36 protein-coding genes, 1 tRNA gene and 1 riboswitch are annotated in these 26,377 nt (G+C 56.1%); of the genes, 17 read left to right on the top strand and 20 right to left on the bottom strand.

Annotation, left to right across the window (positions count from 1 at the left end; all coding sequences use genetic code 11):
• Positions 1-15: 15 nt before the first annotated feature.
• From GGQ73_RS03005 to GGQ73_RS02950, 12 genes are all read right to left on the bottom strand, one after another.
• Complete coding sequence (locus GGQ73_RS03005) at positions 16-1,731, bottom strand: terminase large subunit (RefSeq protein WP_183893889.1); 1,716 nt, start codon at positions 1,729-1,731, stop codon at positions 16-18.
• Positions 1,710-2,171: a hypothetical protein gene (locus GGQ73_RS03000; RefSeq protein ID WP_183893887.1), complete on the bottom strand. Its 462-nt coding sequence runs from the start codon at positions 2,169-2,171 to the stop codon at positions 1,710-1,712. The genes GGQ73_RS03005 and GGQ73_RS03000 overlap by 22 nt, the downstream gene beginning before the upstream one ends.
• A gap of 82 nt (positions 2,172-2,253) precedes the next feature.
• Positions 2,254-2,502, bottom strand: coding sequence for a hypothetical protein (locus GGQ73_RS02995; RefSeq protein ID WP_183893885.1), 249 nt, complete (start codon positions 2,500-2,502; stop codon positions 2,254-2,256).
• Positions 2,503-2,506: 4 nt separating this feature from the next.
• Positions 2,507-2,869 carry an HNH endonuclease gene (locus tag GGQ73_RS02990; protein WP_183893883.1) on the bottom strand — a complete coding sequence of 121 codons (363 nt, stop codon included), beginning with the start codon at positions 2,867-2,869 and terminating at the stop codon, positions 2,507-2,509.
• 166 nt (positions 2,870-3,035) lie between these two features.
• A complete protein-coding gene (gene nusG, locus GGQ73_RS02985; protein WP_183893881.1) occupies positions 3,036-3,689 on the bottom strand; it encodes a transcription termination/antitermination protein NusG in 654 nt (217 codons plus the stop codon).
• A complete protein-coding gene (locus tag GGQ73_RS02980; RefSeq protein WP_183893879.1) occupies positions 3,676-4,893 on the bottom strand; it encodes a helix-turn-helix domain-containing protein in 1,218 nt (405 codons plus the stop codon). The genes nusG and GGQ73_RS02980 overlap by 14 nt, the downstream gene beginning before the upstream one ends.
• Positions 4,890-5,183, bottom strand: a complete 294-nt coding sequence (locus tag GGQ73_RS02975) for a hypothetical protein (protein ID WP_183893876.1) — start codon at positions 5,181-5,183, stop codon at positions 4,890-4,892. Before GGQ73_RS02975 ends, GGQ73_RS02980 begins: the two co-directional genes overlap by 4 nt.
• The gene (locus tag GGQ73_RS02970; protein ID WP_183893874.1) at positions 5,180-5,734 is read right to left on the bottom strand and encodes a hypothetical protein; all 555 of its coding nucleotides are present in this window, start codon (positions 5,732-5,734) and stop codon (positions 5,180-5,182) included. The genes GGQ73_RS02975 and GGQ73_RS02970 overlap by 4 nt, the downstream gene beginning before the upstream one ends.
• A complete protein-coding gene (locus tag GGQ73_RS02965) occupies positions 5,731-6,792 on the bottom strand; it encodes a phosphoadenosine phosphosulfate reductase domain-containing protein (protein WP_183893872.1) in 1,062 nt (353 codons plus the stop codon). The genes GGQ73_RS02970 and GGQ73_RS02965 overlap by 4 nt, the downstream gene beginning before the upstream one ends.
• Entirely contained in the window at positions 6,792-8,378 is a 1,587-nt protein-coding gene (locus tag GGQ73_RS02960; RefSeq protein ID WP_183893870.1) for an MT-A70 family methyltransferase, read from the bottom strand. The genes GGQ73_RS02965 and GGQ73_RS02960 overlap by 1 nt, the downstream gene beginning before the upstream one ends.
• Positions 8,378-8,596, bottom strand: coding sequence for a DUF6525 family protein (locus GGQ73_RS02955; protein WP_183893868.1), 219 nt, complete (start codon positions 8,594-8,596; stop codon positions 8,378-8,380). The genes GGQ73_RS02960 and GGQ73_RS02955 overlap by 1 nt, the downstream gene beginning before the upstream one ends.
• Positions 8,593-9,069 (bottom strand): phage regulatory CII family protein, encoded by a 477-nt coding sequence (locus GGQ73_RS02950; RefSeq protein ID WP_183893866.1) that lies wholly within the window; start codon positions 9,067-9,069, stop codon positions 8,593-8,595. Before GGQ73_RS02950 ends, GGQ73_RS02955 begins: the two co-directional genes overlap by 4 nt.
• Positions 9,070-9,517: 448 nt before the next feature.
• Between GGQ73_RS02950 and GGQ73_RS02945 the strand changes: the two genes are divergently transcribed.
• The 14 genes from GGQ73_RS02945 (at position 9,518) to GGQ73_RS02885 (ending at position 16,741) form a co-directional block, all read left to right on the top strand.
• Complete coding sequence (locus tag GGQ73_RS02945; protein ID WP_183893864.1) at positions 9,518-10,432, top strand: S24 family peptidase; 915 nt, start codon at positions 9,518-9,520, stop codon at positions 10,430-10,432.
• 2 nt (positions 10,433-10,434) lie between these two features.
• Positions 10,435-10,728: a hypothetical protein gene (locus tag GGQ73_RS02940; protein WP_183893862.1), complete on the top strand. Its 294-nt coding sequence runs from the start codon at positions 10,435-10,437 to the stop codon at positions 10,726-10,728.
• Positions 10,721-11,074, top strand: coding sequence for a hypothetical protein (locus GGQ73_RS02935; RefSeq protein WP_183893860.1), 354 nt, complete (start codon positions 10,721-10,723; stop codon positions 11,072-11,074). The genes GGQ73_RS02940 and GGQ73_RS02935 overlap by 8 nt, the downstream gene beginning before the upstream one ends.
• A 219-nt stretch (positions 11,075-11,293) precedes the next feature.
• On the top strand, positions 11,294-11,476 hold the full coding sequence (locus GGQ73_RS02930) for a hypothetical protein (protein ID WP_183893858.1): 183 nt from the start codon (positions 11,294-11,296) through the stop codon (positions 11,474-11,476).
• 67 nt (positions 11,477-11,543) lie between these two features.
• On the top strand, positions 11,544-11,669 hold the full coding sequence (locus GGQ73_RS23140; protein WP_268842292.1) for a hypothetical protein: 126 nt from the start codon (positions 11,544-11,546) through the stop codon (positions 11,667-11,669).
• Positions 11,669-11,950, top strand: a complete 282-nt coding sequence (locus tag GGQ73_RS02925) for a helix-turn-helix domain-containing protein (protein WP_183893856.1) — start codon at positions 11,669-11,671, stop codon at positions 11,948-11,950. The genes GGQ73_RS23140 and GGQ73_RS02925 overlap by 1 nt, the downstream gene beginning before the upstream one ends.
• Positions 11,947-12,213 (top strand): hypothetical protein, encoded by a 267-nt coding sequence (locus GGQ73_RS02920; RefSeq protein WP_183893854.1) that lies wholly within the window; start codon positions 11,947-11,949, stop codon positions 12,211-12,213. The genes GGQ73_RS02925 and GGQ73_RS02920 overlap by 4 nt, the downstream gene beginning before the upstream one ends.
• A gap of 11 nt (positions 12,214-12,224) precedes the next feature.
• Positions 12,225-13,355: a DNA polymerase III subunit beta gene (gene dnaN, locus GGQ73_RS02915; protein WP_183893852.1), complete on the top strand. Its 1,131-nt coding sequence runs from the start codon at positions 12,225-12,227 to the stop codon at positions 13,353-13,355.
• Positions 13,352-13,933 carry an HD domain-containing protein gene (locus tag GGQ73_RS02910; protein ID WP_183893850.1) on the top strand — a complete coding sequence of 194 codons (582 nt, stop codon included), beginning with the start codon at positions 13,352-13,354 and terminating at the stop codon, positions 13,931-13,933. Before dnaN ends, GGQ73_RS02910 begins: the two co-directional genes overlap by 4 nt.
• Positions 13,930-14,943, top strand: coding sequence for a hypothetical protein (locus GGQ73_RS22875; RefSeq protein ID WP_234910867.1), 1,014 nt, complete (start codon positions 13,930-13,932; stop codon positions 14,941-14,943). Before GGQ73_RS02910 ends, GGQ73_RS22875 begins: the two co-directional genes overlap by 4 nt.
• Complete coding sequence (locus GGQ73_RS02900) at positions 14,943-15,167, top strand: hypothetical protein (protein WP_183893848.1); 225 nt, start codon at positions 14,943-14,945, stop codon at positions 15,165-15,167. The genes GGQ73_RS22875 and GGQ73_RS02900 overlap by 1 nt, the downstream gene beginning before the upstream one ends.
• Positions 15,164-15,502 (top strand): HNH endonuclease signature motif containing protein, encoded by a 339-nt coding sequence (locus GGQ73_RS02895; RefSeq protein ID WP_183893846.1) that lies wholly within the window; start codon positions 15,164-15,166, stop codon positions 15,500-15,502. Before GGQ73_RS02900 ends, GGQ73_RS02895 begins: the two co-directional genes overlap by 4 nt.
• Positions 15,499-15,726, top strand: coding sequence for a hypothetical protein (locus tag GGQ73_RS02890; RefSeq protein WP_183893844.1), 228 nt, complete (start codon positions 15,499-15,501; stop codon positions 15,724-15,726). Before GGQ73_RS02895 ends, GGQ73_RS02890 begins: the two co-directional genes overlap by 4 nt.
• The gene (locus GGQ73_RS02885; RefSeq protein WP_183893842.1) at positions 15,713-16,741 is read left to right on the top strand and encodes a tyrosine-type recombinase/integrase; all 1,029 of its coding nucleotides are present in this window, start codon (positions 15,713-15,715) and stop codon (positions 16,739-16,741) included. The genes GGQ73_RS02890 and GGQ73_RS02885 overlap by 14 nt, the downstream gene beginning before the upstream one ends.
• 33 nt (positions 16,742-16,774) lie before the next feature.
• Here GGQ73_RS02885 and GGQ73_RS02880 read toward each other — a convergent pair whose 3' ends face one another.
• The 4 genes from GGQ73_RS02880 to GGQ73_RS02865 form a co-directional block, all read right to left on the bottom strand.
• Positions 16,775-17,386: an ImmA/IrrE family metallo-endopeptidase gene (locus GGQ73_RS02880; protein ID WP_183893840.1), complete on the bottom strand. Its 612-nt coding sequence runs from the start codon at positions 17,384-17,386 to the stop codon at positions 16,775-16,777.
• Positions 17,387-17,462: 76 nt separating this feature from the next.
• Complete coding sequence (locus tag GGQ73_RS02875) at positions 17,463-17,666, bottom strand: hypothetical protein (protein WP_183893838.1); 204 nt, start codon at positions 17,664-17,666, stop codon at positions 17,463-17,465.
• A 401-nt stretch (positions 17,667-18,067) separates the two neighbouring features.
• A tRNA-Gly gene (locus GGQ73_RS02870) sits at positions 18,068-18,138 on the bottom strand.
• Between the two features lie 51 nt (positions 18,139-18,189).
• The gene (locus tag GGQ73_RS02865) at positions 18,190-19,287 is read right to left on the bottom strand and encodes a 2'-deoxycytidine 5'-triphosphate deaminase (RefSeq protein WP_183893836.1); all 1,098 of its coding nucleotides are present in this window, start codon (positions 19,285-19,287) and stop codon (positions 18,190-18,192) included.
• A 75-nt stretch (positions 19,288-19,362) separates the two neighbouring features.
• Positions 19,363-19,441, top strand: a riboswitch (SAM riboswitch).
• Positions 19,442-19,486: 45 nt separating this feature from the next.
• Here GGQ73_RS02865 and GGQ73_RS02860 point away from each other — a divergent pair.
• Positions 19,487-20,671 (top strand): O-succinylhomoserine sulfhydrylase, encoded by a 1,185-nt coding sequence (locus GGQ73_RS02860; protein ID WP_183893834.1) that lies wholly within the window; start codon positions 19,487-19,489, stop codon positions 20,669-20,671.
• 237 nt (positions 20,672-20,908) lie between these two features.
• Positions 20,909-21,301: a Co2+/Mg2+ efflux protein ApaG gene (apaG, locus tag GGQ73_RS02855; protein WP_183893832.1), complete on the top strand. Its 393-nt coding sequence runs from the start codon at positions 20,909-20,911 to the stop codon at positions 21,299-21,301.
• Positions 21,302-21,332: 31 nt separating this feature from the next.
• Here the strand turns inward: apaG and GGQ73_RS02850 are convergent, their stop codons facing one another.
• The 3 genes from GGQ73_RS02850 to GGQ73_RS02840 form a co-directional block, all read right to left on the bottom strand.
• A complete protein-coding gene (locus GGQ73_RS02850; RefSeq protein WP_183893830.1) occupies positions 21,333-22,325 on the bottom strand; it encodes an Hsp33 family molecular chaperone in 993 nt (330 codons plus the stop codon).
• Between the two features lie 357 nt (positions 22,326-22,682).
• Positions 22,683-23,600: an ornithine carbamoyltransferase gene (gene argF, locus GGQ73_RS02845; RefSeq protein ID WP_174152022.1), complete on the bottom strand. Its 918-nt coding sequence runs from the start codon at positions 23,598-23,600 to the stop codon at positions 22,683-22,685.
• 57 nt (positions 23,601-23,657) lie between these two features.
• Entirely contained in the window at positions 23,658-24,866 is a 1,209-nt protein-coding gene (locus GGQ73_RS02840) for an aspartate aminotransferase family protein (protein ID WP_174152021.1), read from the bottom strand.
• A 436-nt stretch (positions 24,867-25,302) separates the two neighbouring features.
• Here GGQ73_RS02840 and GGQ73_RS02835 point away from each other — a divergent pair, with 436 nt between their 5' ends.
• On the top strand, positions 25,303-25,833 hold the full coding sequence (locus GGQ73_RS02835; RefSeq protein WP_183893827.1) for a GcrA family cell cycle regulator: 531 nt from the start codon (positions 25,303-25,305) through the stop codon (positions 25,831-25,833).
• 36 nt (positions 25,834-25,869) lie between these two features.
• On the opposite strand, the gene GGQ73_RS02830 is transcribed toward GGQ73_RS02835, so the two are convergent.
• Positions 25,870-26,238 carry a DUF7674 family protein gene (locus tag GGQ73_RS02830; RefSeq protein WP_183893826.1) on the bottom strand — a complete coding sequence of 123 codons (369 nt, stop codon included), beginning with the start codon at positions 26,236-26,238 and terminating at the stop codon, positions 25,870-25,872.
• Positions 26,239-26,377: the final 139 nt, after the last annotated feature.

Raw genomic sequence — 26,377 nt, 5'->3', positions numbered from 1 at the left:
GTTTTCGAAATGCGTTCACTGAGCACCTGCCATCTCACGGAAATAATCGTCCATACCTGCGTTACCCGAAGCCTCCGGGTTTCTGCCCATCAACTCACCAGCGTTGAAGGCCGCAACCAAGGGGTCGATCTTGGAGCTGGCCGTTTTCTTATCGATGTAGATGTTACTGCCGCGCTGTGTTGCGCAGGCATTCTGGACGCACCAGGTCAGCAGGCCAGAACCGCAATGCTTCATAGTGCCGTCAGCAAGCTTGCGCTCGATGCCGAAGATAGAGGCCGAGAGCTTGTAGCCCTGCGAAACCGCCTTCACCATCGGATCGACGATTTCATAACCTGCAAGCTCTTCAAGCAAGGCCGTCACGCCATTCGGATCAAGCCCGATCGCGCCGACCTCTGGCAGCTTTCCGGCATCGCGCAGACTGGCGATGATCGCAGCGGCCTCCTCGACGTCCTGCGTGACACGCTTGCATATGACCAGGTCACCGTCGCGCTCGAAATCGTTCAGCTTTTCGACGATCTCTGGATGGCGCGTGAGAACGGAAGGTTGCGCCCACGCTTTGGCCCAGAGCAGCCAGTGACGCGTTACCTTGTGGCGGCCGATCGCGGCCAGCCCCCAAAGATCGAGGAGGCCACCAACGTCGCCGCCCACCGCAATCACATCGCACTCGTCGATCAGGTATTGGAGCGTGATGCGTTTGTCAGCAGCAGCTTCCCAGTAGTCAGCGCCGATCCACCGATCGGAATGCAACGCAAGCCCGATTTCAACATTCAAATGCTGACTTGCCCAGCGCCGCTCTTCTTCTTCACCCTTTCTTTGAGCCTCTTCCCATTCCTCGATTAGTCGATCGAGAGTGATGGAAAGACCCAAATTCGGCAGAACCATGTGCCAGTTTTTCGGGTCTTTCCAAGGCTTCTGTTTACTGATCTGCATCGCTTCCGGGAACTCATAGAGAACCGGAAGAGTGTTGCCGCCTGTGATCGTGCCATCACGCACGCCACGCGCATATTGAAGATCTGATTTGAACACGCCCGAGGGCGGCTCATCGCTCTGGGTCGTGATGATGATCAGGAACGACTCTTTGTTCGGGATCAAACCACCGCTAATCTGCCCCAGAACACGCGACGCGTAGGAGTACGACGACATCACGTGCAGCTCGTCGAGGAGAACGCCGGCAGGCTTTGAGCCTGTCAGCACCTTCATGTCGAAAGTCTTGATCCTCAGCTTCGCCTTGTTCAGGCGATCGACAATCGTTTTCTTGTGCTCGATGGCATGGAAACGCTTGGCGAGGTACGGATCCGCTTCGATCATGCCGGCAGCTTGCTGATAAGCCGTGTCGGCAACGTCCTGCGTCGGCCCGATCAACAAAAACTCGGCGCGAGGCCGCCTGTTCATCAGCAGCGCCGTGACCATGATGCCAGCGCCGCCCGTTGTCTTTGAATTCTTCTTCGGTACCAGGCCGAAGACTTTGCGCACATGCCGCTCGCCCTGCTCGTCGATCGAGCCGAAAATTGCCCGGACGATATCGCGGAACCAGTCACCGGCAGCATCGGCCATGTAAGGCTGGTCTGGTACGTCCGGCAGACGAAGGTTATCGAAGATGCCAACCGCTCTGTTGCCCTCGTCGAGATCAAGCGGAAGATCCGGAACGATGGGGCGACCGTCCCGCAAGCGCTCTGCCCAATCAGGGCAAGAGAACTTCCAGTCGGCCTTTATTGCAGAAGCGAAGCCCATGGAGTGCCTTCATGCGCCGTATGGGCGTCTCTGTCGGCGGCCTCCTTCTTGCCAAGCTTTTCATCCGGGGTCTTTTCCGGAGATCTCGGTATCGGCACAGCAGGCGCGCCTTGTTTTTCGATGATGTCGAAGATCCGCGAGATGGCGACCGAGTTGCCGGACTTCATTTTCTTGAGCGTGACTTCCAGCGCCATGCCTTCGATCTGGTCAGCGCCCTCTTGGAGCTCTCGGGAAAAATTCTTCCGTAAAGTCTTCTCGTCGCACTGGAGATACCCGGCTATCCGGGCTTGCGTCCAACCCGCTGCGCGAAGAAGACAGACAAGCTCCTGATTTTCCTTGCTCTTTCCGAACGAAGGCCTACCGCGTCGATCTTTGATGGGCTCAATCGGCTTGCCGAAGAGATCAAGCTCGACATCCTTGCCGGTAAAATCATCAGACACGGTAAAAAAAATCTCCGGATGTGGGGGACGCGGGTGCGGGAGGAAGGGGCCTTCCAGACTTTTGACCCGCCCCCCCTGCCGGTCACTCTGGGGTCTTGCCAACATCGACCATCACCGGTGGGTGAGCGTCGCCGAGGATGCGAAGATGAACAGGTGCGCCCGCATTGAGGCGCGCAAGCTCGTTAGGCGTTGGGAACCATGCGGTTGTCATCGACGGCGTCTGCTCACCACCGACCGTGCAGTTGATCAGCTCATCACGAAGAGGAAGCCCGAGATAACCTTGGCTCTTGCCGATGATGCGCGTTGCACCTTCAATCATACCGATCTGCATGGCTTCACCAACGGCCTCGCGACCGCTCCTCTCGTTGCTTCAATGTGTCGTGGCATGGCTTGCACAGCGTCTGAAGGTTTGTCTCATCGAAGAACAGCACCTCGTCACCCTTGTGAGGCTTGACGTGGTCGCAGATGAGTTTCGATGTGTTGCCTTCGATCTTTCCGCAGCCTGCCATCTGGCACGTGAACAGATCACGCGTGAATGTCTGGATGCGCAGCCGCTTCCATCTGACCAGCTGGTACCACTTGCGCCATGGCTCTGCTGTCTGACGATGCTTGTTGCGATCCTGCTCATCACCAGGTGCTGGACCCAAGCGAGGTGGCAGCGTGCCGAGCGTCGGCTTCAGTGTCGTAAGTCTGGCCATATCTCTAGAAAGCAGAAAGGCGACCGTTAGGCCGCCTCATCATTCCGTCGATCATAGCTGTAGCACTGACCCTGAATCGGTGTCTCGCTTCGGGAGACTGTCAGGGTTGGGTCTGGGCGCGAGCGTAACCGCCACTAAGAACCAGATCGACCATGCGCATTTTTACTCACACTTTTTCCAGCATGGCAAGTGGCATGTTGAAGGGTGTAGGTCTGCCAAAGATGTTGATGCTGACGATGGCATCGCCGTGGCCCTTGCTCGCGAAGCCCTCGATAACGACCTCGAACCCAACGAATGGACCGGTCGTAATCCGAACCTTTTGATCCTTAATGAATGTCGGTGCGGGGCGCTCCCAATCATATTCGCCACGCGCAGCCAAGTCACGGAAGTTGTTGACCGTTTCAGTTGAGATACGGGCAGCAGCTTCACCGTTCATGATGACGTTTTTAACGTGGATAAAGCTGCGAATACCTCGCAAAGCCTCGCCTGTCGGGCAGCAATATATAAACACAAGACCGTTGAAAACGGTCGTCGGAGAGGGTGGGATGCGCTTGCGGTGACGCTTCCTCTCAGGTCCCATTCGCATAGGAACCCATGCTCCAATACCCGCATCAAGCATATCTTTTTCCACAGTCTGCTCATGGCCAAACGCCACTTGAGCAATCACCCAGCCCGAATCGCTCACTGCATCAGCCAACTTCTTGCCCGCCGATTCGCGTTCCCTCGCCACCTGTGCAGCCTCCGCAGCGATACGATCCAGCTTCAACAGACCGCGCAAAGACACATGCTGGGAGATATCCTCGAACTTATGCTGCATCATTTTCGCGCCCCTCGTTAATCTGCTGTCCGAAGGCGTCCCAAGCTTCGGAAACCGCCAAATCCAAATCCGTCACGTCCGCTGGCACTTGTGGGAAGAACAGCCATTCAAGGCCGGTTGGCACCGCTGGCAGAGGCAATCCGGCCTTTCCGAAGAACCGCTTCCAAGCCGCGTACAGATCGCTACCGATGTGAACGCCATCAAAACCTTCGGAAACCCGGAGAAGCTGCGGGCTGACAGTGACGCCTTTGCGATCCCCTGCCCGCTCATCCATCGTATTGACCTTCGGCCAGCCGTATTTGCGGCGACGGTCTGCAAGCTCCGCTTCCGCCGCAGCGCCGCCTTGCTCGACAATCCGGCGCTGAAACGGCGTAAGCTGTGGCATGGTCTGCGCAATAGGCCGCAGCAGTTCGGCACAGCGTCCGGCATGCCATGGCCGGGTGTAGGCGTTATGCACCTGCGCCACAGCCATATCGGATTTCGGGTCTTCCAACTTTTCCCAATCCTTGCCGGTCAGGTACGGTCCGGCATACGGCACCTTCACGCCCTTCGCTGCGTTGGCACGTTCGATGTAGGTCGGAGATTTGGCGATGCATTCGGCCCGCTGTTCTGGCGTCAGCATGAACCAAGCCTTTTCGGCAGCATAGGCGCTGTCCACCTTGCGGGTCGGCCAATCGCCGTACCAACGCTTGAACGCCCGTGCCACGGCCTTCGGGTCTTCATCGCTTTTCAAATCAGCTTCGTGCGCATCTCCCTCTTGCTGATAATCAGTATTTTCTAAGGGTGAGTTATTACTAGGTGCCGATTTTACCGGCGACGGTGAATCCGGCGACGGCTTTACCGGCGACGGCATTTCAGTCTGCGGTAAAGATGCAACACTGTCGGTTTCAGACCTTGTTTCCACGCTGCGAGGCTCATCGAAAATCACCAGGGCAGTGGCGCTGAAACGGCCATCTTCGCGCGTCTGTTCGCGTTCCGCGTAACCGATATCAACCAGTTCCGCGATCATCTTGCGGGCCTTGTCGCGCCCGCAACCGCCCTTCTTGATGATGTCGCCGACCACGACAGTCCAGTTGTCCGGCTTCGAAAGCAGATAGCCCAGCAGCCAGCGCGCATCCATCGACAGGCGCGTGTCCTCAAACACATGGTTGGGAAGGGTGGTATAGCGCGCGTTGCGCACACCACGCCGGATTGTCGGTTCGCTCATGCCAGACCGCCTTTGCGAACCAGCGTCCGCATGAAACCGCGCATGGCGTTGACGTTGGTAACGACTTCCGCAGGCGGGTGTCCGTCCGCGCCGCGCGTGGCGACAAGCAAGGTAAACTCCATTTCAAGAAGCTCGACACCCTTGAGAAAACCCGAAGCGCGAAGGACGCGGCGGATATCCGTCTGACTGCGGTAGAATACAAAACTCGGCACCTGCAACAGCCATTGCGCCCGCTTTGCGTCCGTTTCGCAGTATTCCAATAGTTCGATAATCGGCAGCATCCCCGTCATGCCCGCCCCCTTTTCCATGTCTGAAAGTCGGCCCGCAGGTCGATAAACGCCGTCTGCGCCCGCTCTTGTCGGTTGAGTTGTGTTTTGCTGGTGATGCCGAGCAGCCGTTTTAAAACGGCGTCGGCCTGTTCCTGATTGTGGATGGCGGACCCGCCCCGGTTACGGCGCTCAAGAAACCGCTGAAACAGCGGTTCTGCGCACAGGATCGCCGCGTTGGCGGCAAAGTCGCCGTCGCGCATGCGTGTGGCCTGTTGCCCGTCCTGCGCTGGCTGTCCTTGCTTCAAGGCGATGATGGCGCGGCGACGAATATCGAGGAACATGAACACGTTTTCCAATGCGCCGCTGATCAGCTCGATTTCGTCCGGCGATGCGGTCCTGTAGATCGTGCAGATCACGTCTTGTTCACCAGACGACCGTTGAGCGATGATGTTCGTCTCGCCACCGTCGATATCAATTGCCCACCGGTCGCCGTGGCTGCGGTTGGCGATATCGATCAATCTGGAAACCCGTGCTTTTTCTCGGTCCCGCGCGCCTTGCGCCCCCGCCGTCATACCGCCACCTTCCTTGCCTTCTCATCCAGCAGATCGGCATAGCGAGCGTGAATTTCGTCCGGGTATAGAACCGAGCTTTCAAAGCCATAGAGGCCAGACACGTTGCGTCGGATGAACGAAAGGCGTTCCGCCTCGTCATTCGTCAGCATGCGTAACGGCCAGCCTTTGACGTATTTCATTTCGGGCGTGATATGGGCCTCAAGTTCGCGCCGGACCGCCGCGAGTCGCTTGGCAGACGCCAGCCGTTTTGAAAGATCACCCTCAAGCAGCTGCGGCGCGACATCGCCAAGCCAGCGCGCACCCTGAAATGCGAAACCACTGTCCGCCTCAAGTGCCACCATGCGGCGATACAGATCGTGGCTTTGAGGTTGAGCGGAAGCCGCCGCCAAATCCGAGACATTCGACATGATACAGAAGCGGCACGACACGCGCCCCATGCCAAACTCACGATAGGCAGGATGGGGCCGTAACCCACTGGCATCTATGGCTGCGAAGACTTCCTCTTCGCTCCAATCGAGAATAGGACGCCAGTTCCAAACCCGGCCTCTTGCATCACCGTCGCATACCGCCATGCGCGAGCGATTGCGGCTTTCGGCGCGGCGAATACCGGTTACGTTGATGATTTCCTGATCAGGATAACGCTTTTTTAGATCAGCAATGATGACGTGGGTTTTGAGTTCCGAAGTACAGAACCGCATGTCCGGGGTTGACCAGCATGGCACGAGGGTGACTGTTGATAGAAGCTCGTACCGAACTCTGCTGGATACCCAACGGCTTTCCCAGCGCTCCATCAATCCACCGGCCTTGCGCCGCACAACGATGAGGTCACACCGCAGATGGTCTGCAAGTTCTTCGCAAATCGGATGGCTTTCGTTCCATTCGACCAATCCAAGATCGGCATGGATAAGAATGCGAGGGCCAGTATGGCCGATGGCGTCGAGATGATGGAAAGTCGCCAGAGCCGCCGCTTGGCTGTCCTTGCCGCCTGAAACGCCGATAGCGACAGGACAATTGCGGGCAATCAATGCATCAATCTCGGTAGCTCGAGAGACGTACATTACGCCACCTCGCTTTCCGGCGATCCGGCTTGATTACCCCAAAAATCCCACATGCCGTTCAGGCGAATATCGCCTTCGGCGAGGCTGCCCTTGCGTTGGAAAAGTTCGAGCTTGCGCATTCCCGGCCACAGCCGGTCTATCTGTTCGGCATACCAAACCGGCTTGCGGCTATGCTCCGTCTTCGGTTCGGCGTGAACACTTTGCGGCTGCGTACCCGGCAAGGGTGCGAGCGAAATCGTGCCGCGCTTGCCGATCAGCAGGATTTCGTGGCGGTCGCGCGTCCACCGGCCCATGCCGATGTTCACCTTGTCCCAAACCAGCGACGTGACAAATTCGAAGCCCCATGCTTCCAGAACGGCGATGCCATCTGGCAGGCGGTTGGCAGTCACCCAAAGCAGAAGCACCGCGTCACGTGTGAACGGCGATTTGTCGCCAGCGCACAACGCCTTGATGGCCTCAACCGTCATGGACGGATATTTCAGCCCCTTGTCCTGCCCTGTTTCATCGCTCCAGGCCTCTTGTTGCCAGGGCGGGTCCGCATAACCGATGGGATAGGCGGCGCGCGGCATGGCATAACCGGACTTGCGTCCATGATCTGCAATCAGGTTGACCATGCGCATCCGCGATTCGCGGTTGCTGGCCTGTTCCGCCGTGCGCATTTCCTTCGTTTCGGCTTTTTTCGCACGGTCCGACGCGATAAGTTCGCGCGCAAACACCATTTGTGCTTCCGGCGTTTCCAATCGTTTGAGCTTGTCTAGGGTCACACCCTTATCGTGGACAGTTCCGCGCAGCATCTGGATTGCGGCGACGGAAATCTTTTCTCCGCGCTCGACATCGCGACGAATGGTGCGCTCGTCCTGTCCGGTTGCTTGCGCCGTCGCCGCCGTAAAGGTTTTGGCGTCACGGACAATTTGTCCGCCACGTCCTTGTGCTGCGTTCGAGGCGTTCGCCTGCGCCGCTCCCTTTGCCGTTTCAGGGTGCTTGATCAGATAGATTTCCTTGCGCCGCGCCAAAAACAGCGCCTTGTCGGATGGCGTTAGGTCCGCACGGATGAGGTTTTCGTCAATCTCGCAAAGCTGGCGATCCAGTTCGTCGCCATCGGCATGGAAGCAAAGAACCTTGATGCCGAGACGGCGGCTGGCTTCTAGTCTGTGCCCACCAGCACCGAGGCGAACCACGGCATCAGCCTCCCTGCCGTAGACTACAATAGGCTGTTGCTGGCTGTAGGCCTTGAAGGATTCCATCAGCGCGAGAACGGTGCCTTCATCCAGATTGCGCAGTCGGTTTCCGGCATCGACGGTTTGCGGATCGCGAACCGTCGCCACCTTGCGTTCCGGCAGGCTGGCAGCATCTGCATCAGGCAGTTTGCCGAGCGTCCGCGCCCGGTCCAGCAAATCAGCAGCATTGTCGCCGGGGCGGAACAGATTGCTGTCCTTTGCATCCCGCGTCAGATAACGGTGCGCCATTGCAGACGCAGCCGAAACACGGTCATTGTGGCTTTTGCAATGAAACTCGCCGTCGCGGACAGCTGCTGCAACAATGCTCAATCCATTCGCACCAAGCATAGGGTGGGTTTGAGCGGCCATCACGCACCACCCTTCCGGGCCATCAAGCCCAAATCAGTAATCGCGATCCGGGCCGCGCATCCCTGTTCGGTTGCGCCGCGCCGCAAGAGGCGTTCCGCCATGCCAGGGTGAAACTCGAATGACGCAGCGTTGATGGATTGACGAACGGCGGGCGGCAACGCGTCGAACCGCGACATGCGCGCATCACGGGTTTCGGGCTGGAACATCGCAGCGGTCATCTCGCACCGCCTTGCTTGGCATTGACGATCAACTCTTTCAGTTCGCGGATCGCCTCGTGCGCCTCTTTGGTGATGCGCTTAGCCACAGCCGCCGTTCCGAGCGTTCCGGTCTCTTCCGCTTCTTTCACCACGCGGATTACATCCATGACTTCGGTCATCAGGTCGATAGAATCGGACTGGCAGATGGCGCGGCGCTCTTGTTGGATTTCGTCATCGACGATCAGCCGGTAGCCAAGCTTCCGGGCCATAGCACTTATGATAACGGGGCTTTTCGCGCGGCGATCCGCTTCGATTGCGACATCAATCGGAATGAAGTTTTCCTGATTTTCGTCGTTGAAGCTGGCGTACTTCGAGAGCGTCGAAACATTGACGCGCGTGAGATGCGGGAAGTCGGTCACGCCACCACCCAACTTGTAGGCGGTTTCTGTCGCGCTTTTCAGCTCGCGTCGTTCTTCATCGGAAATAGTGCGCACGGAAACACCCCTGAAAGTTCGTCAAGGAAAGAAAATCGGAAAAGGATTCGGTGAACGGCAGATCAGTCAGCCGTAGAAAGGACCATCAACGCGAAACAGGAGGCCCACATGCAAAACGAGAGTTACCCGCGCCGGAATATGGCATCGCTACCGATCCGGCGCGGGTCGCAGCGGGCTGGAAGGAGTCCCCGCGCGAAGGAGAGAAGAGGCCAGTCATTCGGCGGCCTCCTGAAAATTGGATTGCTTTGGGCGAGGTATTTTATCCGGCCAAGCAGCATCCTCCGGCCAATTGTCTGAAAACCAGCTCATCGCCTTTTCAAAGGTCGCTGTGTTGATGTCACTGACGCCCTCAGCAATGCGATCAAGCGTTGATCCCCTATTCAGAACAATCGTCGAAACACGTTGTCGCCCAATCCGGCGCGATAGTCCGTAGGCATCGGAAACAGATATGAGTTGCGAGCAGAGCTTCGATATGATCATGAGGGCGGAAAATACGGAAAGATTTCCGCCTCGTCAACGGAATTGTTTCCGCATTCCCAACTTTCAAAATGCGGATAATATTCCGCATATGAGCGAAACTTTTCACGAACGATTCACACGGCTTGTCGAGGCTAGCCCGTTGAAACCCCAAGCAATTTCAAAAGCGGCGGGCCTAGATAAGGATACTGTTCGAAAGTTACTTGCTAACCCTGAACAGAAACCTTCGGTCAAATCGCTTTCGGGTTTGGCTGATGTTTTGGGGGTTTCAGAGCAATATTTACTCAAGGGGATCAATGACGGTGAGAGAAAACTGATCTCTAGCTTCGATCCAGATGCGCCCGAATCACGCGGGCAAGACGCAGATTGGGATGACGGTTTGCCCTCCATGGGCGTTATTGATGGTCGGTTGCAATATAAAGGCCGAGTAGCCGGGGCGTCACCCGAAGTCCCTGCCGCCGCTGGCGCTGGTCAGGGTCACATCATTGAGGATCGTTTAGCTCGTATCGAGACCAACGGTATTGCTTCTGGTCACCCAGTAAGCAGCGAATGGCTGATACCTGCGGATTTCGTTCGGCACGGGCTGGGTGCCCAACCTTCGCAGATAATTATCGTTCCGGTTGTCGGGCACTCTATGGAGCCCCGCCTATACGCTGGCGACCGGGTTATGGTCGATATTTCTCAAGCAGCCTATGTTGGTGATGCAATCTATGTGTTCAGCGACGGTGATGACGTACTGAAAGTCAAAACACTAAGCAAAATGTCCGGATCAAACCCAGCGAGATTTCGGATAATCTCTGAGGCATCCCCCGACCGCTATGACGAATTACAGCATGACGAATTCAGAATTTTAGGCCGCGTCGTCGGTCGCTTTTCGAGGATGTGATGATGAGGCAAGAATATGACTACGAAAAAATTCTAGTCAACGTTGAGAGCCTAACTCCTAAACTTAGAGAACCAGCCTCGGAGGGTGACTTACTTAAGGTTTACACCGCAATGGCACTACAACAAGAAGCAATACTCGATGCAATGGGCGCATTGAGCGCAATGGTATCAAACGTGTCCTTGGATGAAAAGCTCAGAAAATTTGGCGAGACATTCCAAAACTCAAGCAACTACATAAGCATACAGACACAGGAATTGCTTAAAAAAGCGAACGTCGAAGTCGCTGACCATGAGTGAAAACAATGTCGTGAACCTTTTTACCAGACTGCACGACAGCCAAGAAGCTAAGCTAAAGGAACTGACAGAGATAAAAACCTTGAAGTCGGGCGGTGGCGGTGGCACATTTGACGGCATGGAACCACGCGTAAGAGCCCTCGAAGATGACATGAAAAGGCTACTGCAAGACACTGCCGAAATTAAAGGCATGTTGCGGTCGGCTCCATCCGCCGTAGCTTTCGGGGAATTAAAAGGCCGAGTCGATAGCCTCCCAACTACTGCAAAAATGGCCGCAATAATTTCCTTAGCGGTCGGTGTATTGACACTACTTACGCGCTGGCACGACATAGTAATCTTCTTCAGCTAGAATTGAATGTTGAATATCTGAGTCAACCCCGTCTAACCAACGGGGTTTTTTCATACATTAAAGGCGGAAAGATTTCCGCTATTCGATATTGACGCGGAATTATTTCCGCCTTATGTTCGCTCCATCCCAAGCCAGAAAGCGGCATGGGATCAGCCGGGCGGCATCCTCCAGCAGAAGGTCCACACCCGCCCGGCTCCCTCAAAGGCGACGGAGACAGACATGCAGGAACGCACGCAGGACGAATTGAAGATCATCAGCAGCATGGCAGATACCATGTTGGACCTTGGTGAAGGCTGCACAGAAGAGCAGCTAGCCAACCGCTTTACCCGCGCAGAAATCAAAACCTACAGCGAAGAGGCCCGCACGGTCGCTTATCGCAAGGCTGACCGCATCGCGGCCTGACCTTCATCCGCTCCGGTTTCCGCCTCACGTGAGGCGGTTTCCCGAACGGTTGAACGGAGAACGAACCATGTTCCGCATTTCCCCCATGATTGAAACACCACCGAGCATCCATCAAATCCGCATGCTGCAAACCATTATCGGTGTCTGCTCTGCTGCACTGCTGTCCGCGCTTGTCGCCATGGGTGGCCTGTAATGGCTGGCCGCACAGCACATTGCCATGGCGGGAAACTGCCAGACGGTGAAACCCTGCAAAAGCTAGTCAATGATGGCTACGGCAAAAAGCAGATCGCCGAACGCTATGGCGTGACAGCTGATCACGTTCACCGCCGCCTGAAAAAGCTTGGCGTCACATCGCCAATGGACAGCAAGCCACAACCGGCCCGCACCTATCCCGTCATGCAGCTTCGCGGCCCGCAACGCCGCATCACCCTGCCGCATGTGTCCATCCTCGCGCAAATGGAGAAATACGCATGACCAAGGCATTTTCCAGAATAATCGAAATTGAAGGTACGTTGGTCGATCCCAGGTCCATTTCGTCAGAGGTCATACTCGCGGAGTATGCCCGGCGAGGGCTGGAAAGCCGAGTGCGGCCTACGCCAACCAGTGAGATCAACGAAGCCTATCGGCTGATCGCGGAAAACCGGAACAGCGATGCGATGGACGTTCTTGCCCGCGCATTCCAGCTTGCCCCCCCCGTCCCACGAACGCAGGATCGTGGACCTGCTGTCTTACGGTAAGGCGTAACAACATGGCTGAACTGTATTTCCGCGTCCATCGCACGGAATTGCTTGCAGCGCTTGGTGCTGTGAGCGGCGCGATCCCGCGCAAGGATGAAATCCCGATTCTGCAAAATGTTCTTTTGCAGCCGGACGGCGAACGGTTGATTGTGCGCGGCACCAATCTTGATCTTGAGGTTGAGACCCGCTGCGATCTGCTGGAAGCCGGGAACGGCGATGCGCTGACGATTGGATTCAAGGAGCTTTTCGACATCGCGAAGAACATGCCGGAAACTGCCGAGATTGCCATTCACGAGGGTAAAGCGCAGGGACAGGTGACGATTTCAAGCGGTCGTTCGCGCTACAATCTGCACGTCCTGCCTGCGCTGGATTTTCCGTCCATGGGAAAGCAGCGCCCGCCCCTGGCATTTTCAATTGTTGGAACGGTGCTGAACGCGGCGTTCAAGAAAACGCTCTACGCGGTCAACACCACCACGAAGGACCGCCCGCATCTTTCCGGCACCTACATTCACGCCTTGCCGGACGGAAAGCTGGCTGTCGTGGGTTGCAACGGCATCAAGATCGCGGTCGCGCGTATCAATCCGACAGAGATGGTGGATTTCGAGCCGCCCATCATTGCCATCGACACGGTGAAGAGCTTCTCGAAGCTGATGGGAGAGGCAAAGAACGAATGCCAGGTGTTCATCAGCGAGAACAAGATCGTCTTCGAATCCGGTGACACTATCATTGTTTCCAAGTTGATAGATGGCGTCTTTCCGAATTACGAACGCATCATACCGGAACGCCACGATATCAAGGTTCATGCAGACCGTGATGCCGTCTTGCGGGCCATCAACCGCGTCATGGCGATAGCTGGCGACACCAAGTCGCAGGCAACGAAGTTCCTGATGTCCCGTGGTCAGATGCAGATCGAATACGCCACCACAAACGGGCAGACTGCCGTTGAAGCGCTCGATATCCAGTATGACGGTGAAGACTTCTATCGAGGCTTCAACGGCGCGCTTGTCAAAGACACGCTGGAAAGCATTTCCAGCTCGTCATTCCTGATGTTCGGGGATGACCCGGAATCAGCGGGTCACTTCACACCAGCCAACGATGCAGATGAGGATTATATCCTCATGCCTATGAGGGTTAAATCATGACCACCCAATCCGCACCCATCCGCCGCATCGTCGGCCCCACCATCCTTCTCGGTTCCGGCACCTATTTCAATTTCGAGAACCCGGAGGCATCCGAGCTGACGATTGAGGACGTGGCCTACAGCCTCGCCTTTCAATCCCGCTTTACCGGCCAGTGCGTCAGTCGCAAAACCGGCAGGCGCGTCTATTATTCCATCGCCCAGCACTGCGTTATCATGGCTCACTATGCCGACCAGCCGCACAAACTGGCAGCGCTCATGCATGATGTGAGCGAGGCAACTTGCGGCGACCTCAACTCTCCGCTCAAAGCCATCTGCCCCGATTACAAGCGTGTGGAGAAGCGCTGCGAAGCCGCAGGCCTTGCCCGCTTTGGCGTCACGATGCCCGACCCGGCCTATATCAAGCATCTGGACACACGCATGCTCATCACCGAGCGCCGCGACCTGATGCCGTGGAATGGCGAAGAATGGGTGGAATCCGCAGAGCCGTTCGAACACGAGATTTTCCCATGGGAGAACCCGCACATGGCGGCAGATGTTTTCCTTTCCACGTATCGCGGACTGACGGAGCGCCGCCTATGACCAACACCTATCACCATGATCCGGCATTTCTCAAAGCCGTCGAAACCCTCATTCAAACGATCCAGTTCGATGTCAACGGAACCGCAGGCAAAGGCGGCAATGGTGGCCTGACCTCCGACAAGGCCATCCGCCAGTCCGGCGAACTCAACATCATGATGGACCGGATCAAGAAGCTGGAAGCAGCTACGCCCCCGGTCGACAGCTTACAGGACCGCGTTCAACCTTGGATGATGGCTTGCTTCGGCCCCGAAATATCAGCGGACAAGCTTGAGCGCGCCGACCGGCTCCTGGAAGAAGTGTTCGAGCTATTACAATCCGGTGAATACCCGCGCGAGCGCATCAGAGCGCTTGAAGAATACACATTCTCCAGAGAGCGCGGCGAACCAGCGCAAGAGGTTGGAGGCGTCATGATTACGCTTGCGGCTTATTGCTTAGCGCACGAGCTAGATATGCACCATGCAGGCGAAGTGGAGCTTTCTCGCATTTGGACGAAGGTCGAGAAGATCAGAGCAAAGCAGGCAGCTAAACCAACGGGTTCAGCCTTGCCAGTTGCCATGACCGCCCACTCCGCACGGGTGCAGGAAGTGCCGGTATTCGGACCCTTCGCGCACTTGAATGGTGTTCACGGCCTTTCAGAAGAATACTGGACCGTCGATAACGACCCCGGCACCGACGATGATGAGCTATTCTCCATTCCGCTCTATTCGCTTGTCGATCCCTTTACCGCAGCGCCCACGGCCATCCCAGAAATTGAAGTGGGAGAAGAGCCGGAATGCTGCGTTGCCTGCGACGTGCCGCTTGAGGTCGGTGACCTTGTGTATTGGTGCAGCAGTGACGATAGCGGCCACCTCCACGCAGACTGCTGCGGCCCGGATCGCGAAAGCTACGTGCACCCGGATGGCTCACCACTGAAAGACGATGAGCCGATCCCAGCGCCCTTCGCTTGGAAGCCAGACAATGTCGCGCCTTCCGACGCGCATGAGGATGGTCGCTTTGAGGAGGTGAAGTGATGCCGGAATCGCAAACAAACAGCGAAAACAAAGCATCTGTACCGACCGCCCTCACGCTAGACGAACTCAGGGAAGAAATGCGGCTAGCCGCAGCCTCAATCCGTCAATGGATGCCCGAGACGTTGCCAGCCAGCGATGACGGAAAAATCCATTTCGCCCGCTTGCTGGCGGAAAGCGCAGCCGAGTCGATTGAACAGTTCCTCGCCACCACGGGGGGCGCATGAGCCGCCGCCAATCCATCTTTGATAAGATCATGAGCCGCGTTGAGATCAACCCGGAAACAGGTTGTTGGACATGGACCGGCCCCAATTCCGGCAAGGAAGGGCGCGGAGCTGGTTATCCGCGAATGTCGCTGGGCGGGCAAACCGTCGCCGTGCACATCGCCATGTGGACCAACGAGCACGGGTACATTCCCGGCAAAAAAGAACTTGATCACAAATGCCGCAATCGCCTTTGCGTCAACCCCAACCCCGATCATCTGGAAATGGTGACGCGCAAGCGCAATGCGATGCGGCGCGAGGAAGCAAGGCGCATGCGCTGCGAAGAGGTGGAGCTATGACAACCACAGACCCACAAACCAGAAAGAGTCGCCGCCCGACACTCCGGGTGCGCGACGTGAACGCCACTCTGGAAGCTTTGAAAAAAGGTGGCATGACGCCGACTGCATTGGACACATTGCCAGACGGCACCTTTCGATGGCACTTTACGCCACCGACACAGAGTGACGACTCTGAATTAGATCGCGAGCTGGCGGAGTTTGATAAAAAGAATGGTTACAGTTGAGCTTAAAGGCATTCACACCGTAAAGGCCAAGGGCAGTACATATTACTATGCTTGGCGCGGTGGCCCAAGGCTCACAGGCGAACCCGGCTCACCAGCTTTCATGGCGTCTTATAATGAGGCCGTCGCCAGCCGTGCCGAACCAGAGAACGGTAAATTCCGCTCAATCATCACCCACTACAAAGCGACAGAATTCAAAAAGATTGCCGACTCCACCAAGCGCGTCTGGACGCCTTGGATAGATCGGATTTCAGCGCACTTTGGGGATTTAAGTATCTCTCAGTTTAATAGGGCCGAGAAAATCAGGCCGCGCATTCGCCAGTGGCGCGGGCAGTACAGCGACACACCGCGCGCAGCTGACACCGGAATGCAGGTTCTCTCTCGCATTCTGTCCCATGGTGTAGACCCGATGGGCAAACTCAATTCGAACCCCGCCGAGGGCATCAAGCACCTTTACACCAGCGACCGATCCGAGATCATTTGGACAGACAGCGATATCGCCCAGGTCAAGGTTGGTTGTTCGCAAGAGGTTATGTGGGTTATCGACCTAGCTGCGCACACGGGCCTGCGCGTAGGCGACCTGCTTAAACTCTCATGGTCCCATGTTGGCGAGGACGCCATCATCATCTCGACCGGCAAGAGCAAACAAAAGCGCGAAGCGATCATTCCCCGCTACGACGCCTTGAACGAGGTACTTGCGCGAATTCCAAAGCGGTCGCCTGTCATCCTAACTAGCACCAAGAAAAAGCCGTGGAAGCAGGACGGCCTCAACACGATGTTCTGGCGCGCTAAAGAACGAAACAGCATGCTTGAACGCGATCTGCACTTTCATGACCTGCGCGGGACAGCCGCAACCAAGTTCTACAATGCTGGTCTATCCGTTCGCGTCATTGCTGAAATCATGGCTTGGGAAGAGGAAGCGGTTGAGCGGATTATTCGACGCTATGTAGGTCGCAATTCGGCCACGAAGGAGATGATCAAGCAACTGAACGAAGCGCAAAAAAATAGGCGACGCTGAAGTCGCCTATCTGATAGCTAAACTTAATATCTACTATTCTACGATCTGCTTCCATATCGGACCGGCGACACTTACATGATAGTAACTGTCCAGCGCTCTCGAAATCATTGCCGTCGGCACACGATGATAACTTGCTATTTTGATGAGTGATGTCTCTTTTTTGGCAAGTCGAGCAATGTCATGTTCGCGACACTCATAGGGGTAGAGCAGCTCGAGAGCAGCAATTTCAGCCAGCATCTCTGACTGTGATACACCCTTGGCAACGTCTCCGATGTTGGCAAAATATTCAATCAGGAGATCTTCAATGGTTCGAACTCCATCGACAGACCAATCTTCACGCTCGTCAATTATGACGTGGCACAATTCCTTAACAGCGGTAAACCGCAGCCAATCGTCAGTTTGATTCATCCGCACACGGATGATGACTTCTTTGGCATAGCGCTCCATGAGGCCACGTAAGAAGTTACCTTCGAAAGTAACGCCCTTTTTAGTGATTTTGATCTCATACATAGTCGATACGACTGAATACAAGTCTTCAACTGAGATGCAGTTGAGATTAGCTCCATTAACGTAGGTCGCATACTCTTCACGCACGTGATGGATTTTCTTAAACGCTTCATGCGCTTTGTCGCCGCTAATGATCATTTTGATTTGCCCACAAAAGAAAAGCCCCGGAATTTCTTCCGGGGCTTGATGCTGACCGTTATGAAACTGTCACATCTTATGCGTGAAGTGAATCACGGAAGTCAAGTTCAACTTCTTCACCGCGGTCGACGGCTTCATAAAGACGGTTCACTTCTTCACAAACCGACTCAGCAGAAGCCTCATCTTGGTTACGAACAAAGAACTTAACATCTAGAAGCCCGCCTGCGGCCATCTTTTCGAATCGCGCAGCGAGCTGGTTGCATTGCAAATTAGTTTCCATAACTCGCTCCTTCTATACGACGAGAACCAATCAAGTCGTCATCTGTTCCGTATGTAGGTTACAGATTTGTTTTTTGTATGTCAGCGCGCCGATATACGAAAATTAAATCGTGTCAACCCCTATTCCTGTGTGTTGCCGCCATTATGCGTACATTTGCCCTCAGGTCTATAGCTTGCTCTAACAATTTTGATAATTAATTAATAAGCACGCTACAAATGTAAATCACTGCCACAAAATTGCTACAGTTAACGCAGTGCCACTATCCAAATTTCTTAGTCGCCAAAGTCCACACTAATTAAGCATAATAGATCACACAGGGAACACTACCCTGTAAAACTACCTGTAAAACTTTACTCTTCGATATAGTGGGAAGCACACGAAAAGCTAGAATTTGAAGGCTGAGCGGGTGAAGGGAATCGAACCCTCGTATTCAGCTTGGGAAGCTGCTGCTCTACCATTGAGCTACACCCGCGTGAACGTAAGGGTCCGACAGTTCCGGAGAACTGTCAAGACACCGTTATGATTACCCGGCGCGGAAATGTTTTGAAAGCTTGAGGCCTTGAGCCTGATAATTGGACCCGAGACCTGCCCCATAAAGGCCTTCCGGCTTGGTCAGCATGTGTTCATAGACCAGACGGCCGACGATTTGGCCGTGCTCGAGGATAAAGGGAACTTCGTGGCTTCTGACTTCCAGAACGGCCCGGCTGCCGGTGCCACCGGCGCTGGCATGGCCGAAGCCCGGGTCGAAGAAGCCGGCATAGTGAACGCGAAATTCACCGACCAGCGGATCGAAAGGTGTCATCTCCGCTGCATAAAGCGGCGGTACGTGGACGGCTTCTTGGGAGACGAGGATGTAGAATTCATCCGGATCGAGAATAAGTTCGGCGCGGCCGCGGGCGTAGATTGGCTCCCAGAAATCGAGCACATCGTGCGCGGCCTTCTCATCGACATCGACAACGGCTGTGTGATGCTTGCCGCGATAACCGATAAGACCTTGCTCGCCAAAGCCCTGAAGGTCGATGGACAGGGCTATGCCGCCGCCTGACACGTTGGGGGTTTCACTGGCAACCAGCGTTTCGCTCTCATGCAGGCTCAGCAATTCGGCCTCGTTCAAAACCGCATGACCGATCCGAAAGCGAATTTGCGACAGGCGCGAGCCCTGACGCACGACGATGGGGAAGGTGCGCGGACTGATCTCGAGATAGAGTGGACCCTTGTAACCCGTGGGTATCTTGTCGAATTCCTGCGCATAGTCAGTTATGACGCGGGTAAAGATATCCAGACGGCCAGTCGAGCTTTTGGGGTTAGCAGAGGCAGACATATCGGCTGGAAGAGCAACAGCCTCCATCAAAGGTACGATGTAGACGCAACCGGTCTCCAGCACGGCACCTTCGCCAAGGTCGATCTCATGCAGGCTGAGCCTTCTCAGCTTCTCGATCACTTTTGTGGATGGGCCGGGCATGAAGCTTGCACGCACACGATAGGCCTTGGCGCCGAGCCGCAGATCAAGGCTCGCGGGCTGGATCTGATCCGAATCCAGAGCCCGTTCGCTCGTCAGTTGGCCGGAGGCGAACAGTTCCCGGATTGCACCATCCGCCAATATGCCCGTCGTTCTCGTCATGTTTTGGTCATCCCGTTTCACGGCGACAAAACCAAAAGCAAGGCATTGACGCAAGTCGTTAACGGGGTTAAGCCAAGCTTATCCCGTGGTGATTTGGCCGGTCGGCTTGCAGCCACGTTAAACAAGTGGCTAAAAAGACCGGGTGCGCTTGTAACCGGTCTGCTTTTGCGGCCGGTTTTTTTGTTTGTAAGGTGATGACATGAGCAAGAAATGGCGCCCGGCAACACAGCTGGTACATGGCGGCACACTGCGTTCCGGCTACGGCGAAACATCTGAGGCGATCTACCTCACGCAAGGTTTCGTCTACGACAGCTCCGAGGCGGCCGAAGCCCGCTTCAAGGGCGAGACGGAAGGCTTCATCTACGCCCGTTATGCCAGCCCCACCAATGACATGTTCGAAAAGCGCATGTGCCTGCTGGAGGGCGCCGAAGACGCGCGCGCCACGGCCTCGGGCATGGCTGCCGTCAGCGCCGCCATTCTCTGCCAGCTGAAGGCAGGCGATCACATCGTTGCCGCCCGCGCCTTGTTCGGCTCCTGCCGCTGGGTTGTCGAGACGCTAGCACCAAAATATGGCATCGAATGCACGCTGGTCGATGGACGTGATCTGGCCAACTGGGAAAAGGCAATTCAGCAGAACACCAAGCTCTTCTTCCTGGAAAGCCCCACCAATCCAACACTGGAAGTGGTCGATATCGCAGGCGTTGCAAAGCTGGCCAACCAGATCGGCGCAAAGCTGGTCGTTGACAACGTGTTTGCAACACCGCTTTTCCAGAAGCCGCTTGAACTGGGCGCCCATATTGTCGTCTACTCCGCAACCAAGCACATTGATGGTCAGGGACGTTGTCTCGGTGGCGTCGTTCTCTCCGACAAAAAGTGGATCGAGGAAGAGCTTCAGGACTACTTCCGCCACACAGGCCCGGCCATGTCTCCTTTCAACGCATGGACGCTGCTGAAGGGCATTGAAACGCTGCCGTTGCGCGTGCGCCAGCAGACGGCGAATGCCGGAAAGATTGCCGATTTTCTTGCCGACCAGAACAAAATCGGCAGGGTTATCTACCCAGGCCGCGCCGACCATCCTCAAGCCGATATCATCGCCAAGCAGATGACCGGTGGCTCGACGCTGGTGTGCTTTGAATTGAAAGGTGGCAAGGAAGCGGCCTTCAAGCTGCAGAATGCGCTTGAGATCGTCAAGATTTCCAACAATCTGGGTGATGCGAAAAGCCTGATTACCCATCCTGCCACAACAACGCACAAGAACCTGACCGACGAGGCCCGTGCTGAACTCGGAATTTCCGGCGGCACGCTGCGTCTTTCCTGTGGGATAGAAGATACTGACGATCTGGTGGAGGATTTTGCAGCCGCGATCGCCACGGTATCTGCCTGATGCTAGGGCCACGGCCCGGACATGTGCCGGGCCATGTCTACCCGTTCCTCCACCGCGAAACAGCGCCCGGAGACGCCAAAAAAGTGGGTGTGGTAACCGGATATTACCCTAAAGGTGATATCTATCGGAAAAGCGTGCGTCCTGTTCTTCAAAATCCAGCGGTAACCTGCAGTTTCTTGACGATGATCCACGCCTTTGGTGTAGAATATTTAACAAGCAATGACTTAGGGCCGCATTATGTATCGAGCAGTGACAAGAGACATCGAGGTCACCGTCGACCCCTATTACCTTGAAGAGCAGTCCGACCCGGATGACAGCCGTTACGTCTGGGGCTACACAGTGGTGATTTCCAATCTGTCGAATGTGGCTGTCACTCTCGTCAGTCGCTACTGGAATATTACGGATGAAACCGGACAGGTGGACGAAGTATCGGGCCCCGGTGTGATCGGTGAACAGCCGCAGCTGAAACCCGGTGACACCTATGAGTACTCCTCCGGCTGTCCGCTGGATACGCCATCCGGCATGATGTTCGGCCATTATGAAATGAAGGCGGATACCGGCGAGGTCTTCAACGTCGCTATCCCCGCATTTTCTCTGGATAGTCCCGGCCTGACAAGAATCCTCAATTAAAAAAGGCGGGAGATCATCCCGCCTTTCCAACTCATCTTGCCGCTTCCATTTCCTCAACCGGATAATGGTAGGTGGTGGAGCAGAACTCGCAGGTGACGGAGATGACACCATTCTCCTGGCTTTCCTGGATTTCCGTTGCGGAAAATCCTGACAGGACCCCTTTGATCTTGTCGCGCGAGCAGTTGCAGCGATCGACGATCAGTTGCGGATCATAGACCCGCACGCCCTGCTCATGGAAAAGGCGAAACAACAGTTTTTCCGCAGGCACCTGCGGATCGGTCAGCTCATCCATGTCTACTGTGTCGATCAGAGCGACGGCTTCGGTCCAGGCATCGTCCTCCGCATATTCGGCAGCACCCTCGTCGCCATCGCCGCCGTGAAGGTCGCGTTGGCGAACACGCTCAGGCGCCTGTGGCAGAAACTGCGCAATAATACCGCCTGCGCGCCAACTGCGACGCGGATTGCCATCGCTGTCCCGGTCAAACAACTCGGCAACGCCAAGGCGTACGCGGGTCGGCAACTGTTCTGACTGACGAAAATAGACGCCAGCAATGTCTTCCAGTGAGGACCCGTCCAGGGGTACGATGCCCTGATATGGTTGCATGCCTACACCCTGGTCGATGGTGAAGGCAAGAATACCCTCGCCCAGCAACTGTTCCGGCGATGTTTGGCCAGCAGCGGTCGCCTCAGCCAGACGCTCCTCATCAAAACGGGCATAGGCACGCATGCTTTCAGGTGCAGAAAAATCAGCGACCAGCAAATCCACAGGACCATCGCTCTTCGTTTGAAGGGTCAGTTTGCCGGAAAACTTAAGGGAGGTGCCAATAAGCGACGTCAAAACCACCGCCTCCGCCAAAAGACGAGCTACGACCGGCGGGTAGTCATGCCGCGCCAGAATAGCATTGAGGAGTGGTCCGACCTGAACGGCGCGACCGCGCACGTCCAGTCCCTCTACCTGAAAGGGAACGACCTTGTCGTCGCCAGCCAATTTAAGATCGTCCAGCTGTACCGTTGCGTCTGCCATGTCCTAACTCCTTGACGTCCGTTGCCCGAGCTTGCGCGCAAAATGATCGAAACCGCGACAGCATCGACCAACGGGCATGATGTTCGTATCGCACAGATAGACCGGGGACGATGAAAACGGAACCACCGTGCCACCTTAACTTTCGCAAAGGAGCGGTTTATCCGAGAACAGCGTATCCGTTCGGACCGGGCCTCCTGCGAGACGCGAACCTGCACGAAGCCACCGAGCGGCGAACGATTGATGAAAAGCTGCCGTTGTCAAAAACGGCAGCATTGAATTGCGCTAGAAGTAGGAACCCCGGCCTGAAATTCAAGTTACCCGGTTCAGCATCACCTGCAGGTGATTGGCTGACGCAAATCAGATAACGCCCATGCACCAGGCGATGATGGCCTTTTGCGCATGCAGACGGTTTTCGGCCTCATCGAAGACGACAGACTGAGGGCCGTCGATGACGTCATCCGTCACCTCTTCACCGCGATGCGCCGGCAGGCAATGCATGAACAACGCGTCCTTGTTGGCCTTGCTCATAAGGGCGGCATTGACCTGGTAAGGCTGAAAGATGTTATGGCCCCGCGCCTTGTGTTCCTGGTTCATGGAAACCCACGTGTCGGTCACGACGCAATCGGCACCTTCCACGGCGCGCTGCGCTTCGTGATAGAGCTTGACGTCGCCACCATTGTTGCGCGCCCAGTTCAGAAAGCGGTCATGGGGCTCAGACCCCATCGGCACGGCCATGTTCATGCGGTAACCGAAGCGTGCAGACCCTTCCACCAGCGAATGCAGCACGTTGTTGCCATCACCCGTCCAGGCAATGGTCTTACCTTTGATCGGGCCGCGATGCTCCTCGAAGGTAAGGATATCTGCCATGATCTGGCAAGGGTGCGTATCGTCGGTGAGGCCGTTGATGACAGGCACGGTCGCATGTTCGGCAAGCTCAAGCAGGCGCGAATGGTCGGTGGTGCGGATCATGATCGCGTCGACATAGCGCGACAGAACCTTGGCCGTATCGCCAATGGTTTCAGCGCGACCAAGCTGCATTTCCGTGCCGGACAAGAACAGAGTCTCGCCGCCCAGTTGGCGCATGCCGACATCGAAGGAGACACGCGTCCGCGTGGAGGGCTTTTCGAAGATCATTGCCAACATCTTGCCAGCCAGCGGCTTTTCCGCCGTACCGTTCTTGGTGGCAATCTTTCGCGCACGGGCGTCATCCATAATAACCCGCAGGTCTTCCGAACCAACGGCCGAAAGGTCTAGAAAATGCTTTGCTGATGCCATTTCAATATAGTCCCGTTGGTGCAGGCCGCGCTTGGCGCTTGCCTGAACAATGCGCGTTCAAGCGCTTTTTGCCATTTTCGTGGTGAGGCTTTCCGCCGCTCTTTCAAGCCGGGCCAGCCCCTCGCGCGCCTCTTCCGCCGTCACGACAAGCGGCGGCAGCAGCCGGATGACATTGTCACCAGCCGGAACGCCCAGAAGCCGTTCCGCACGGATCGCATGCAGCAGATCCGATGACGGCACCTTCGCCTTGACGCCGATCAGAAGACCCTCGCCTCTGATCTCCTCGATCACATCAGGATAGCGATCCTTGAGCGATGCGAGCCCTTGACGGAATACCAGTGCAACGTCTCGCACATGCGGAAGAAAGTCGTCGGCCAGAACGATATCCAGCACCGCGTTGCCGCAGGCCATGGCCAACGGGTTGCCGCCATACGTCGTACCATGCACGCCAGCCGTCATGCCGGATGCGGCCTCTGCCGTGGCAAGGCATGCGCCGAACGGAAAACCGCCGCCGATACCCTTGGCCACCGCCATGATATCCGGCGTCACGCCCGACCACTCATGCGCAAAGAACTTGCCCGTGCGGCCGACGCCGGTCTGTACTTCATCAAAAATCAGCAGCAGGCCATGCTCGTCACACAGCGCCCGTAGTGCCCGCAGAAACTCCGGCGACACGGGGCGCACACCGCCCTCACCTTGAATCGGCTCGATCAGCAGCGCTGCCGTTTCCGGAAGGATCGCCGCTTTCAGCGCGTCGAGATCGTTGAACGGTACCTGATCGAAGCCCTCGACCTTGGGACCGAAACCCTCGATGTATTTCTCCTGTCCACCGGCAGCAATCGTTGCCAGCGTGCGCCCATGGAAAGCGCCTTCAAAGGTAATGATACGGAATTTTTCCGGATGACCATGCGTGTAATGATAACGGCGCGCGGTTTTGATAGCGCATTCCAGGGATTCCGCACCCGAATTGGTGAAGAAAACCTTGTCCGCAAAAGTTGCATCCGTCAGCCGCTTGGCGAGCACTTCCTGCCCCTCAACCTCGTAGAGATTGGACAGGTGCCAGACCTTTTCTGCCTGCGACTTTAACGCGTCCACCATGTGCGGATGGCTGTGACCAACCGATGTGACCGCCACGCCCGCACCAAAATCCAGGTATCGCTCGCCCTTTTCCGTAACGAGCCAAACGCCCTCTCCTCGTTCAAAGCGCAGGGGAGCTCTGGAAAACGTATCGAACAATGGCCCAGTTTCGAGCACAGTGTCGGCCATGGCAGTGTCACTCCTTGCGCGAAAGGCGCTGTCATAAGGGCTTACCGGTCATCCCGTGCCTGAAAATCAAAAATGCCGCCTCGCGGCGGCTTCGGGTCGTCTTCCTCTTACGCAATCACTATTGTCACTTCACCTGGCGATGTCAACAAATGTCCGTATTTTCCGGCTGTCTCAAGCCATGGTAGAAGATTTGGGACACCATACGAGGTGTTGCTTTTCTGACTCACAAATGCAGCAAGTTGGGGAAAACCGGAAAATCGATTCCAGATGATTCCCACGACTCTTGTCAGAGAGTCACCCGACGATTAGGTTAATCTTCAATTACTAGACTGCAAGCGGCGGAACTAGTCACCTACAATCTGGCGGACACTCTGCGCGTGGTTCACTCCACGGCATTAGAGAATGATTCGGCCTGCGCGACGAGCGGAGAAGCGGCATGAACTGGACTGATGAACGCGTTGAGAGACTCAAAAGGTTGTGGGCCGAGGGCCTGAGCGCGAGCCAGATCGCGGCACAACTTGGCGGTGTCAGCCGCAACGCCGTCATCGGCAAAGTCCACCGCCTGAACCTTCCCGGCCGCGCAAAAGCGGGCGGCACTGTCGCTACGTCACGCCCGGCCACTAAGCGCCCGGCAGTCGCGACACCGTCTGCTGCACCACGCGCCGCAAATACCTTTCAGGCACGCGCTGCGACACCGCGTCCAACGGTGCGCACGGCAACGTTAAGCGATCAGGACACCGATACAGGCCGGGTTGTCGACTATGTACCGGTCAACACAGCGGTTCTGCCGACATCGCTTCGTCTGACCCTGACGGAACTCACGGAACGCACCTGCAAATGGCCGGTGGGTGATCCGCTGAAAGATGATTTCCACTTCTGCGGCTGCGACGCGTCTGAATCCTCGCCTTACTGCAAATTCCACGCAAAGATGGCTTACCAGCCTGTGAGCGAACGCCGCAGAGCCTGAAGGTTCGGGAAAAATCTGTGATCATAAATGAGCGGGTCATTGGCCCGCTTTTTTAATGGGCGAATGGCTCTGACGTCTTTGACCTCGGCAAGATTCGCTCAACGCGTCTACAATCACGGCTTCGGTGTGGTAGGTCAAAATGGTGCGCCACTCTTCGACTTCACGAGCCGTCATGAACTCGGGCAAGCGGAGACGCACCTGTTCATGGTCGGCCAGATGTTCAATGAAGCCAACCGCCGCAGCGGTGTTGATATCTGCATGTGGCGCTGCAAGACAATAGCGGGCGTAATCCATGATGCGACGGGCTTTATCTATCCTGTCGTTTTTCACGCAGGCTTCGAAAAAGGCGCGCAGCTCTATCCATGCAGCCATAGGCGACCAGGCGCGCTCGATCTCATCGCGCATCAGGTGCAGCCTCGATGGCCTTACGGCGCCAGACGCTCATATCAATTATCCACCATCATCCCAGGAACTCGTATAGAGCGTTGGGCTTGACGTTGGGCAAAAATATTCAGGAGAAGAATTATGGTGCGCGCGAAAAGCG

It is taken from the genome of Rhizobium skierniewicense (assembly GCF_014196515.1).
GTDB lineage: Bacteria > Pseudomonadota > Alphaproteobacteria > Rhizobiales > Rhizobiaceae > Agrobacterium > Agrobacterium skierniewicense.
The sequence above is the reverse complement of the archived record's forward strand: the minus strand, read 5'-3'. Positions and strand labels throughout refer to the sequence as shown.